Source organism: Kerstersia sp. (assembly GCF_052103615.1).
In the GTDB taxonomy this organism is placed as follows: Bacteria; Pseudomonadota; Gammaproteobacteria; order Burkholderiales; family Burkholderiaceae_B; genus Kerstersia.
On the sequence record NZ_JBQEKA010000094.1, the window covers coordinates 1 to 11,925 of the forward strand.

The 11,925-nt window shown below is 58.4% G+C and carries 9 protein-coding genes and 1 tRNA gene; 5 read left to right on the plus strand and 5 right to left on the minus strand.

From position 1 onward, the window contains the following. Window positions 1-791, minus strand: a 791-nt coding sequence (locus ACTJGZ_RS14170; RefSeq protein WP_441663553.1) for an AraC family transcriptional regulator, incomplete at its 3' end; no start/stop codon positions are given. A 314-nt stretch (window positions 792-1,105) separates the two neighbouring features. Here ACTJGZ_RS14170 and ACTJGZ_RS14175 point away from each other — a divergent pair. Next, the gene (locus ACTJGZ_RS14175) at window positions 1,106-2,338 is read left to right on the plus strand and encodes an MFS transporter (protein ID WP_441663554.1); all 1,233 of its coding nucleotides are present in this window, start codon (window positions 1,106-1,108) and stop codon (window positions 2,336-2,338) included. A 50-nt stretch (window positions 2,339-2,388) separates the two neighbouring features. Here the strand turns inward: ACTJGZ_RS14175 and ACTJGZ_RS14180 are convergent, their stop codons facing one another. After that, the gene (locus ACTJGZ_RS14180; protein WP_441663555.1) at window positions 2,389-2,946 is read right to left on the minus strand and encodes an HPP family protein; all 558 of its coding nucleotides are present in this window, start codon (window positions 2,944-2,946) and stop codon (window positions 2,389-2,391) included. 28 nt (window positions 2,947-2,974) lie between these two features. On the opposite strand from ACTJGZ_RS14180, the gene ACTJGZ_RS14185 reads away from it, so the two are divergent. Further along, window positions 2,975-3,544, plus strand: coding sequence for a TetR/AcrR family transcriptional regulator (locus ACTJGZ_RS14185; RefSeq protein WP_441663556.1), 570 nt, complete (start codon window positions 2,975-2,977; stop codon window positions 3,542-3,544). Further along, window positions 3,544-4,353: a nucleotidyltransferase domain-containing protein gene (locus ACTJGZ_RS14190; RefSeq protein ID WP_441663557.1), complete on the plus strand. Its 810-nt coding sequence runs from the start codon at window positions 3,544-3,546 to the stop codon at window positions 4,351-4,353. The genes ACTJGZ_RS14185 and ACTJGZ_RS14190 overlap by 1 nt, the downstream gene beginning before the upstream one ends. A 224-nt stretch (window positions 4,354-4,577) precedes the next feature. Here ACTJGZ_RS14190 and ACTJGZ_RS14195 read toward each other — a convergent pair whose 3' ends face one another. Together ACTJGZ_RS14195 and ACTJGZ_RS14200 are read right to left on the minus strand one after the other, a co-directional pair. Further along, window positions 4,578-8,165 (minus strand): AAA domain-containing protein, encoded by a 3,588-nt coding sequence (locus tag ACTJGZ_RS14195; protein ID WP_441663558.1) that lies wholly within the window; start codon window positions 8,163-8,165, stop codon window positions 4,578-4,580. A gap of 684 nt (window positions 8,166-8,849) precedes the next feature. Next, a tRNA-Gly gene (locus ACTJGZ_RS14200) sits at window positions 8,850-8,925 on the minus strand. Between the two features lie 237 nt (window positions 8,926-9,162). On the opposite strand from ACTJGZ_RS14200, the gene ACTJGZ_RS14205 reads away from it, so the two are divergent. Beyond that, window positions 9,163-9,486: a DUF3817 domain-containing protein gene (locus ACTJGZ_RS14205; protein ID WP_441663559.1), complete on the plus strand. Its 324-nt coding sequence runs from the start codon at window positions 9,163-9,165 to the stop codon at window positions 9,484-9,486. 39 nt (window positions 9,487-9,525) lie between these two features. Here the strand turns inward: ACTJGZ_RS14205 and ACTJGZ_RS14210 are convergent, their stop codons facing one another. Then, window positions 9,526-10,320, minus strand: a complete 795-nt coding sequence (locus tag ACTJGZ_RS14210; protein ID WP_441663560.1) for a helix-turn-helix transcriptional regulator — start codon at window positions 10,318-10,320, stop codon at window positions 9,526-9,528. A 342-nt stretch (window positions 10,321-10,662) separates the two neighbouring features. Between ACTJGZ_RS14210 and ACTJGZ_RS14215 the strand changes: the two genes are divergently transcribed. Then, window positions 10,663-11,925 (plus strand): amidase family protein (locus tag ACTJGZ_RS14215; protein WP_441663561.1); only part of this gene is annotated, 1,263 nt, incomplete at its 3' end.

The following is an 11,925-nucleotide window of genomic DNA, read 5'->3' on the forward strand; positions in this document are numbered from 1 at the left end:
ATGCGGATATCCGTCAGCATACGGTGGGGGCTGGTGCCGTACAGTTCGCGAAAGCCCTGTTTGAGCTTGAATTCATTGGTACCGGTGACCGTGCACAGATAGGCGAGCGTCAAGGGCCTGGCAAACTCTGCCATCAGAATATCGCGTGCCTGCCGCACACGCGCTTCATCCGCTGCCTGCAGCCGGCTGGAATGCAGGCAGTCTGGCAGAAAACGGCGTGTCTGTTCCGCCAGCAGGCTCAGCGCGGCGACTTGCAGGTCGAGCACCCCTGCATTGCGGTCATGCAGGTGAACCAGCGTTGCAGCCAGCTGTTGCGCGGCGCTGTTGTGGCGGTCGCAGGCAATCGGATGGGCCAGGCTATCCTGGCCAACGGCGGCGGTCAGGTGTTCCAGCTGATAGCGTTGCAGCAGGGATTCGCTGATCACCAGCCGCAGTTGACGGATGGTTTGATGGGCAGGAAAGCGGCGTTCGCCTTTGACGCTGGAAAAAGCCGCCACCGTACTGTGGCCCGCAATGAAATCGAAACGCTGTCCGTTGATACCGACATTGCTGGACGCGCCTTCCAGCGCCATCGCAATCGTCAGCACGCGGCTATCCCGGTCGATGGCACTGGTTTCCAGCAGATCGCGCCGGGGATGGTAGTGGGTATAGGCCAGCAGCAGCCCGTCATCCACCTGGCAAATGTCATTGGTACACGCGCCTAGCGTATCGGGCAATTTCAGCCGTTGCCAGACTCCCCGGTTCAGCCGTACCGGGCCGGGAAGATCCGCCGTATTCAGACGATAAGCCATGCATGCCTCTGCCGGTCGGCCCTTAAGTGGGGCGGCATTCCGGAACGCCTAAGAAAGAATCCGGATCGCCTAAGAATTGAATGAAATCCATTATCGAATGGAAATTATAGTGGTCTGGGAGCCCAACCGGCGCTTCTGTTTTTGCTATCGACCCGATCACGACATGACACTTAGATCCCGCGCACCGGATAGTGCGATCCGGCTTTTTTCCCCGCTCTTCCTGCTTGCGCTGCTTTTGCCGTGGCGTCCCGCTTTGTTGCCCGGCTTTGTTTCTCAGACCATCTGCGGCGTGCACACTGCCCGCGCAAGGAGGCATGATGCCTGAAGCCACGACGGCATTGCCCGGCGCAAACGCCAGGCCCTCATTGGCGGCGCCTGTCTCAGCTCTCTTGTGGGCGGGCTTTATTCTCGTCTCCCTGAACTTGCGCCTCATCTTCGCGACAGTCGGCCCCTTGCTGCAAAACCTGGCGCTGGATCGCGGTGCCACCATGCTGGTCACCACCTTGCCCCTGGTATTGCTGGGCTTGTTTTCCATTCCGGGCGTCAGGTTGCGCCTATGGCTGGGTGAAGAGCGCGCCTTGTTTCTGGCGCTGCTATTACTGGTGGCCGGATGCGCGGTGCGCTGGTGGGGCGAAACCGGCCTGATCGCCGGCACTGTGCTGGGCAGCGCGGGGATTGCCGTGATGAACGTCATCATGCCGGTACTGGCGCGCAAACGCTTCGGCCCGCAGCGCATGGGCTGGGTCATGAGCATCTATGCCCTGATGCTGGGCACTGGCGCGGTCTTGGGGGCAGGCGGCGCATTGCCCTTGTTCAAATGGCTGGGCGGCACCACCGAAGCCGCCTATCACTCGCTGGGGCTTTGGGCCGTACCTGCCTTGCTGGCGCTGCTTGTCTGGCTGCCGCAGCTCAAACATGCCGCGCCGGTAACGGCGGCAGGGCAAGCCGGGCGCGCGCCGATGCCCGCGGCTGCGCCGGTGCAGGTCTATCGCAACCGCATGGCCTGGTCGATTACCTTATTTTTCGGGCTGCAGGTACTCAACCTCTACGTCTTTCTGCCCTGGATGCCCACCATCCTGATTGATCGCGGCAGCACGCAGGAAACTGCCGCCCTGATTTTCTCGATCTCGCAGCTCAGCCTGATGGCAGGCAGTTTCATCACGCCGCTGCTGGCCTCGCGCCGTCCGGATCAGCGCCCCTGGATTGCCGTGACCATCCTGACCTGCCTGGCGGGCACCCTGGGCCTGATGTACGCGCCCTTGGAATCGGCCTGGGTCTGGGCGCTATTGCTGGGCTTTGGACAGGGATCGGGGCCAGCGCTGGGATCCTTTCTATTTGTCTCCAAAGCCGCCAGCATGGAAACCGCAACCCGTATCTCGGCGATGGCGCAGACGGTGGGCTACCTCATCGCCCTGGCAGGCCCCTTGCTGGTCGGCGCCATTTACTACCGCACCGGAGACTGGAACCTGCCCATCCTGCTGGTAGCCGGTATTCTGCTCATCGAGTTGGTTGTCGCACTGCCAGCGGGGCGCAACGTCAGGATTTGAGGGGAGGGCGGGGGTTGGGTGTAGCCCCCGCTGGCTATGCCGCTGACGGATCAAATCCAATAACGCAGATAGCTGCGCGCGCGGTGCAGATTGTTGACGGCCCAGGCGATCAAAACAATGACCAATGAGCCCAGCAGCACCGGAGAAAATAAATAGCTGAGCGGCGCTTGAGCAGCAATGACAATTAAAGGGTCGGCGCCGGCCGGCGCATGAACGGTACGGCTCAACTGCATGGCAGCCATCGCAAGGCCGACGCCCAGCGCACAGGCCAGCCAACCGTCACCCAGTAGCGCACCAACGGCCAAGCCTACCGCTGTGGCAATGAGATGCCCGCCTATCACTGCTCTGGGCTGGGCCAAGGGAGAATCCGGTACCCCGAACGCAAGGACACAGCTGGCGCCGAATGGCGCCATCAACCACGGAATACCGGAAAAAAGACTCAGGCCGCCAGTGATAGCAATCGCAATCAAGGCGCCCAGGGATGACAGCATAACGAACCGGAGCGGCGGCGGCGGTGGTGCGGATGAATGCGTTAAGCGACGGAAAAGGCGGGACATTTTCAGGTGCATGAGATGACGGAGATACGCAGTATGCTGATTGGTATCCATAAGGTAAACCGATCGGTATCTTTTATATATGACTCTCCCGGAAAAGATTGTTGACGCTGCTTTACAGCGGTTCTACCGGCACGGCTTTCACGCTTCGGGTGTTGAACTGCTGGCCAAGGATGCTGGCGTCACCAAAAGAACGCTCTACCGCCACTACCCCAGCAAAGACGTCCTGATAGATGCCGCCTTGCACGTGAGGCATCAGCAATTCATGGCCCAATTAAGGCATTTTGTGGATGCGGCGCCACCGAGCCGGCGGCCGCTGGCATACATAGACTTCATCAGTGCCTGGTCGCAAGAAGCCGATTTCCATGGCTGCGCATTCATCAATGCCGCTGCCGAATATGCGCCACAGGAAGCTGCGCCGCATCGCCAGGCCGCTGCGCATAAACAAGAGGTGCGGAATTACTTGCTGGAGCTTTGTATTGCCGCGCAAGCCAGCCGCCCGGCAGCCATCGCTACCTCCCTTTATTTGCTGGGGGAAGGGCTGATCGTTGCCAGCCAGGTACAGGGGGGCAGTGACTTTCTATACGCGGGTGCGCATGAAGCGGCGCAAGTGTTATGGGATGGGGCGACAGGGCGGAAGGCGGAACAATAATGGCACGAGCCACGAAAGCGGCAACCGTTGATTCTGATGCTTGTCAGCATTCTGAGCGCATCGCCACGATGGAAATTGTGCCGTGGCAAGACGAATTCCGTCCGGTGCTGCAAACGGTGTGCGACCGCTTGCTCAGAGAGGCAGGGGGCTTGCTGCATAGCCTCTATGTCTATGGCAGTGTTGCGGCGGCTAAGGCGATCCCCGGCAAGTCCGATCTGGACTTGTGTCTGATCTTGCTTGCGGCACCCTCAGACATTGAACTTGCGAAGCTGGATCAGATCCGGCACGAAATCGCAGCCGCCTATCCCGTCGTTCGCAAAATCGACTTTGATATCGGGACGTTGGCAAACCTGGCGGCGCCAGAAACCAGCATGGCATGGCAATACTGGATCAAGCATCATTGCCGTTGCGTGGCTGGGAATGACCTTGCGGACGAGATACTTCCATTTATGCCGTCCAGAGCATTGGCCTTGGCAATTAATGGAGATTTTGAGCGGGTGCTGGGGAACTACCTGGAAGCCCTTGCGGAAGCTTCCTCAGCCGTGACCCGGCAGCGGCTGATACAGGAAGCCTCAAGAAAACTGATCCGCTCCACCAATATACTGCGGCGCGAAAACAATGCGCATTGGCCGTATTCGCTGGAAGACTACGCAGAGCACTTCAGGCGTCTGTATCCCGCACAGGCAAGAGAAATTGAATATTTCTTGCGGCAGGCGACACAGCCTGATGGAGATGCCGCTGAGTTTTGTCAACGCATGCGACAGCAAGTGAAGTGGATGAAAGACGTGTTGCAGTCGGACGGGTTTTAGTGGTTGATGAAATGTAGGCGAGTCAACGCATCGTCACCGCACCGGTAAGTCTCAATTGCAATGGAAAGCTTGCGTCGATCACAATTGTGAGGAACGAATGGGTTCTAGAGCGTGATTTTCTTATCATCCCAGCCGCGTTTGCCTCTGATGTCGTCAAGGCGGGTGCTATCGACCAGCAGAACCAAGATCGTTGTTGCGTAGTCTGGCTTAATTGATAGCAGCCCTTAGGCGCTGATGCGCTGCTGCAACTGCCTGCAAAAATCTGGGTCGTCGAATTGCACGCTGGTTTCGTGCCGGATGGCCAGTCGACGTTGCTGGGGGAGTAAGCAATAGCGATGGTAGGAATGTGACAGCCAGTTCCAGCTGCCAATGACCAACGTCGCGTTGTCTACGATCAGAATTTTTTCATGTGTCCCTTCCGGGATGCGGATGACGTTTGCGACGCCCAGCGTGTCTTGATAGGCCTGTACCAGTGCGGCGTCGTCCTCTTTTCCGGTGTCATATTTCTGGTGACGGTAGCCGTAATGTACAGAAACCGTGACTCCTCGATTTTGCGCTTGTTTGAGCAAATCCAGCTGGGGGTGGTCTGCCATCGAACCCTGTCGGAGCCAGGGAACAATGACCCTGAAACTGGTCGTACATTTTTGCAGCAGGTGTTCGAAGGTGGTGATATGGTCACAGTCCAGCACGTAGCGCGGGTTGGGTTGCCGCGTCTGGGCTGCTTCAAAAGAAGCGCTCTGGTTTTCGCTATCCAGCAGAAAGCCGTTGCTGACGATGCGGGCCATCGTACCTAGAGATTTTCCCGCCGCGAGCAGGCGGCGGTGATTGCCGACCACAATGAATTGTTGCTTGGCGCGTGAGATGGCGACGTTGAGCAAATTGGGCTTATTGTTCTGGAAACCGTCCCGATCCTGCAGGCGAAAAATAACGGGTGAATAAATGATGACTTCGAAGTCCGTTCCTTGGAATTGATGGACGGTACCGATACGATTGTTTTTGTCGGTGTGTGCCAGCCGTGTGCCGTGCAGCTTGATCAATGCGCGTTTCTGGTTTGCATAGGGCGTGATGATGCCAACATGCTGCTTCAGGTCATAGCCGGCTTCTTCGAGTTTGTCGAGGATGGCACCGATGGCTTCTTGTTCATCTAGGTTGGTATTGGCCTGCGTTCCGGCCCGGCCCTCCACACCATAGAACATCAGTGGGTGGCTGCCCATGAGTGCGAACGCTTGCGCAATGGCGGGTGCGGGCGGGCTGGTCATAACATCTACGCCACGGTAGCCTGCGATAGCGATGAACAAGTCAGCGATGGCGGGCTGGCAACGGCGATGTTCATCAAGCACGATGCTGTTACCAAGTTCACCAGGTGCGCCATTCATGGCACCTGCGGCACGATGGTAGGCGGTTGTTAGCATCGGGGACATGGCTTCATAGAGAGTGTCCCGATTCTGGAAATGGCGCTCCCGTAGGGATTCCGTCATAGGCTGCGACAAAACTCTGATGGGCTCCAATTGCATTGGGTCACCGACCATGGTGGCGCGTTCGCTGCGAGCCAGCAGCGGAACGACAGATTCCACCGACACCATACCGGCTTCGTCGATCAGTGCCATATGGAACGGCTTGTGCGGTGATGCGTCCTCGAGCTTGCTGAAGCCAGCCAGTCGTTGCGCCGAAACCAGCGTAGATGTCAGGACGGGATAGGCGAGCGACAGCAGCCGGAAAAAGTCCTTGCGCCGGTTATGCCAATGGTAATAGCCACTGTTCTTTTGGCCGCGTATCTGGTCGGACCACACCCGTAGCACATCAGCGATCTCGACCTTGCATCTCAGGTTTTCCTGCCAGAGGAATGCGATGGCGTGTTCCAGCATGGCACGTTGCTGCTTGACGTAGCGCAGGCGGAGGACATTGGGCCAGTCGCCTTCGGGGTAGCATTGTGCCAATTGTTGTGCGCCTTCAAGTACTGTTTTCAGCAAGGCTTCTTGGCGCAATATTTCCTTAGCTTCGGTCGCCAGTGCTGAGATAGCTCGGGCGGCTTCCAGCGAGTCAGCTGCCTGTTGGAGCACGGCCAGGTGTTGCTGTCCATGGTGGTGCTGGAAAAAATCTTTATAGTTGCGTGCTAGTGCCGCCATCTCTTCTTGCGAGGCATGGCTTAGGCCGAAGTCGGCTAGTTCATTGGCGTAGAGGGAACGCAGGTGCGCACGCGCCTGTTCGTAGCGGCCGGTACCGAATAGGCGACCGATCCGACTGAACAAAGAGGATCTGTAGTCGCCGAAATGATGTGTCAGGGCCTTGGCCAGATCGCTTGCCAGCCAGTCCGCATAGTGCTCTAAGGGCAAGATTGGGCGGCCGAGATAAGCAAAGCTGGCGCGCAGCGCGGTTTTAGCTGCCTGATCGGCTTGCATGGCGGCTTCGGCTTGGCGATATCTTGCATCGCAATGCGTTAGCATGCTGGCTAGTTCATCGCTATCGCTGGCGGTGGTCGTCAGGCCTAGTTGCTCGGCGCGTTTTAGCAAGGCTTGGCGCATGCAGGCTAAGCGGTCGCGTGCTGCGTGAGGATCTTCGTCGCCCAAGGCTAGGCGAGCTTGTTCGAATGGGGCGGAGCGCGCTTGGTATTCGGCGTGGCCCTGTTCTATTTCAGTCTGGAGGGACAGCAACGCGGTGCGGCTGGCCTGTTGCGCTTGGGCGTCGTACTCCGTCACGTTGAATTCGGCGAGCAAGGCGTCCACGCGCAGGCACTCAGCTTCGATGCGTTTTTTGTTCCCGCCGACGAAATATAGCCAGTTGAGGCCGGAGAAGGTGCTGTCCTCACAAAGCTTATCGACGATATTATTGACGGCTTTGATCGCTGTGGATGCGACTAGGACGCCGAGATTGGCATCTTTGCCGACAATGATGGCCAGCGCGCGTTTGACTATCTGGCTGGCAATCAGTGACATGAATAGAGTCGTCTTGCCGGTGCCAGGCGCACCCTGGGCAGCTACCAGTGCATCACCGGCTGCAACGCGCGACAGCGTATGCAGTTGGCCGCGCCCCAGCGCATTATCGCGTTCGAACAAGCCATAGGTCAGCCCTCCCCAAGGCTGAACATTGCTAGGCTTGGCTTGTCGCTGGAGATAGTTAGCAAGCAGTGAGTAGGAGGCCAGGCCGCCGTTTGCTAGTGTGTCATATTCATCCAGCACATGTCTGTACATGGTGTTTTCCAGCTTTTCTTCACTAAATAGCATATCGAAGCCAGTTTCCCGGAAGAGTTGGAACCGGGGCTTTATCTGGTTTTCATCCAGCCAGATGAGGAAGTTTTGGTAGATGCTGGCGCAATCATTTGCCTCCTGACCCATGCAAGCGGTCATGATGCTGAGGGCATGACGATCTTTACCTAGTTCCTCTGGTTCCATATCCAGTACGGTGCCGAAGGCGCCGGATATTGGTTTGACTAGGTTGCCTTGTTTAAGCGGGATATGCAGCTTGGGCTGGTCCTGTAGCAGCCATTCGGACGGCACGCTGAAGCGAAATAAGGGCTGAAAGTAGGTCGAATACTGAGATGGGATGGTAAAAATAGGAAAGCTTAACTGCAAGGCGGTCACTATGGGCGTGCCATCTTCCGATACCGTCACATAGCGGCGCTTAAGCAGCTCGAACTTTTGTTGAGGCAGGGTAATGGTAATGCCGGTCTCATCTTCTTCCCAGATTTCAGGTTGTGACTGATGTTGCTGATCTTGGCTGACGGCATTTGCTGAAATCTTACCCTTTTCGATTTCACTGGCCTCGATAAAAGCGCGCCAGCCTTGCAATATGCGTGAGTCGTCACCAGAAGTCATAATAAGCCACAAACAGGAATATGCCGCTAGGCAAGGGAAGGAAATAGCACTTAGTATAAACGATTGCTAATAAAGGTACTTGGCGGCTCAATTTGTCCAGCATATTCAGCCGCTGAGGGCAGTCCTTCTTGGAGATGGAAAACAGGTCCGATTCACTTAGCCCACCTTGGAGTAAAAGCAGCCAATTCACAACAGTATGCTTTACTGTCCGAGTTGGGACTGAATGTTCGCGGCATTCATCGCGCGCATTTTTTTATGTGAGGGTTTGCGGGATGCGCTCATGACAAGGCGCTGCTGCGTATTTTGTCAGCCAAAATGGAAGTTCCACTTTTTGGCGCCTTTTCTGCTGACGAAAAGCAGGCATCTATCGTGAGCATAAAGGAGACGGATTTTTCTGGCAGTCTTGGATTGCGGGGTAAGGGAGAAATAAGCGCAATGCAGAAATCTCCTTCATTCATGAGAGGAGCTATCTAGAGGGAAGATGGCCCAGAAAATAACGCCACTGTATACCCCATTTGCGTGTACTGATTTACACACATTTCTTGGGGAGTGGGAACTGATAGATTGAACTGGGTTATTCGTAGAGCGAAAACGCTTTTAAATAATCGAAGATGGACGCCCTGATATACAGCAAACACCAGGACGAAAAAAAGCCCAAACCGAAGTTTGGGCTTTTTTTGAATTTGGAGCGGGAGACGAGTCTCGAACTCGCGACCTCAACCTTGGCAAGGTTGCGCTCTACCAACTGAGCTACTCCCGCATTTCGCGCCGTTGCAGCAGCGAAGAGATCGCAATCATACACCTAAATATCTGTATGCGACAAGTGGCAGCGTCAGGGCCCTGTTTGCGCTGTGTTTATGCCGTGTTTGCGTATGGCGGCGATGCGTCTGGCTGGGGGCAAGCCTGGTTTTTGCGGCGCGGTTTCGGGGAGGGGCTGGCTGGCGGGGCGGGCTACAATCCCGGATTGATTCTCATCGTCATCAATAGGAAGGGATGTATGGCTCCGCAGGCAGGTATCGCAAGGCTGTTCAAGGTGTGCGCGTTGATAGAGGCCGTGACCTGGGCCGGTTTGCTTCTGGGTATGTATCTTAAATACGGGTCTGGGACGACGGATCAATTGGTTTGGTGGTTCGGGCGCCTGCATGGGGCGGCGTTCCTGGTGTATTTCGTGGTGGCGATTGTGGCTGCAAGGCGTTTGCGCTGGCGGGCCAGTGATGCCTGGCTGGCGGTGCTGGCAGCGATTCCGCCGCTGGTGACTTGGCCGCTGGAAATCTGGTTTCAGCGGCGCGGGCTGTTGTCCGGGGAAGTGGCGCAACGCTGATCCCCCGGCAAACTATTGCCATCCCGCCATCCCGCCAAATTAGGCGCTCAAGCCGGCATGATGGCGGCTTTCGACCAGGGTTTGCACGCGCGCGGCGACGCTGGCGCGATTGTCTGCGCGCAGTTTGCGGAAGATGTTGGCCAGATGGAAGCGGACGGTGGGCAGGCCGACGTTCAGGCGCTGGGCGATTTGTTTGTCCGGGCAGCCGCAGGCAACCAGCCACGCGACGTCGGCTTCGCGCGGGCTGAGCCGGGCGTGTTGGCGTAGCAGGGCGGGCGCGTCCGGTACGGATTCGAAGCGGGGTTTGGGGGCCTGGCCGCTGTTCAGGCGGTCCAGGGTGGCGGTCAGGCTGGGTTCCAGCATGCGCAGCACTTCGATTTCCGCGGCGTCGAAGTTGCCCCGTTCGCGCCGGCGCCAGATACGGAAGTCGCCCAGGCAGCGTTCTTCCGAGAAGAAGTAGATGTTGATGCCCCAATGCAGGCGTTCCACTTGCAGGAAATCGTTGAAGAATTCTGTGCGGTTCAGGTCGTTCTGGGCCAGGACTTGGGTAGCGACAGTAGGGCGCCGCCGTTTCATCATGGCGAAGGTCAGCGGGTCAACGAAGCGGTAATACTCGTCCCAGGCGCGTAGCTGGCAGGCTGGCATGTTTTGGGCGGCCGGGCGCTCGAAGCGCTCGGTGGCCGGGTCCCACACCATGGAAACATAAGTGTCCGCACCCAGCAGGTCCAGCAGCGGGATGCCCAGCGCTTCACGCAAGGTATCGGCGTCATCAGCCTCGGCCATCAGGTGCATGGCCTGGCCAAGGGCGCGGGATTGGTTGGACGAGAGATACATGGGCGGTGCACGCGGAGAGGCCAGTGGCGGGCAGGCTCCAGCAAAAGTCGGACGGGCTTTCATCTTAAAAACGGCCTGCCAGGGCGGGTATTGGGAATTACCAGCAGGCAGCCTTCCTCCGCCGCCGCTCTACGCCATCACTCACCGCCATCACTCACCGCCGCCGCTCCACGCTGCCGCCATTACAGCGCTTCACCGTGGCCTGCGGCGCGCGTTGGCGCGGGGCCGGGCAAGATCGCATGCGGCGGCGCGCCCAGACGCAGACCTATCAATCCTGATAGGTGTGGATTGAAGGGGCTGTCTCTACGCTATGCATTCTGACTGGGAGGATGCATGGATTGGATGGACGGCACAGTTCTGGCGTTACGCGATGCGTTGGCCGCCAGACAGGTAAGCAGCGCGGCACTGGTGGCGCAGTGTATAGACCGAACCCGGCAGGCCGGGACGCTTAATGCCTATGCCGCCTTTGATGAGGATGCGCTGCGGCTTCAGGCGCAGGCAGCCGATGCGCGTCTGGCGGCGGGGGAGCGTTTGCCTTTGCTGGGCGTTCCTATCGCGCTAAAAGACAATATCGAGGCCGTGGGTTTTGCCTGTGGCAATGGCACGCGCGTTTTGCACGGCCATCCGGCCCGGCGGGATGCGGTGCTGGTGCAGCGCTTGCGCGGGGCGGGCGCCTTGATTGCCGGTAAGGCCGGTATGCACGAGTTGGCGTTTGGCGTGACGTCCAATAATGCGGTGACGGGAGCGATCCGTAATCCCTGGAATCCGGCGTATTCGCCTGGCGGCAGTAGCGGCGGGTCGGCTGCCGTGGTGGCAGCGGGCCTGGTGCCCGCTGCCATCGGGACGGATACCGGCGGGTCGATCCGGATTCCAGCGGCTTTTTGCGGGATCGCCGGTTTCCGGCCTAGCTTGGGCCGGGTGAGCAATGCCGGGGTGGCGCCGATTGCCGCCAAACGGGATGTGGCAGGCCCCCTGGCGCATAGCGTGGCGGATCTGGCTTTGCTCGATGGCGTGCTGACGGCAGATTCCGCCCCTTTGCCTGAGATCGCTTTGCGCGGGTTGCGCCTGGGAGTGCCAGAGGTGTTCTGGCAGGATTTGGCGCCTGAGGTCGAGGCTGTCGCCCAGGCGGCGCTGGCGCAGTTGCGCGATGCGGGGGCCGTTCTTGTGCCTATGGCCTTTCATGGCCTGGAAACACTGGATGCCCATGCAAATTTTGCGGAAGTGCTGTTCGAATTCCAGCGTGATATGCCCCGCTATTTGCAGGAACGTGACCCTTCGTTCCGGTTTGAAGAGTTGCTGGCGCAGGTGGGCAGCCCCGATGTGCGTGCCTTGCTGGGCAGCTTGCAAGCGGGCAAGACGGCTGCTCACGATGCCTTGCAACTGGCGCAGGCCGGGCGTGAGCAATTGCTGGCCTGCTATCGCGCGGCTTTCGCGCAGGCCGGGATTGCTGCCATGGTTTTTCCCACGGTGCCGTGTACCGCGCCGGGAATCGGTGAGGATGAGGCTGTTCTGATCCAGGGCCGTGCCTTGCCGCTGTTCCCGACCATTACGCGCAATACGGATCCGGGCAGCCATGCGGGCTTGCCGGGTTTGTCCATGCCGGTG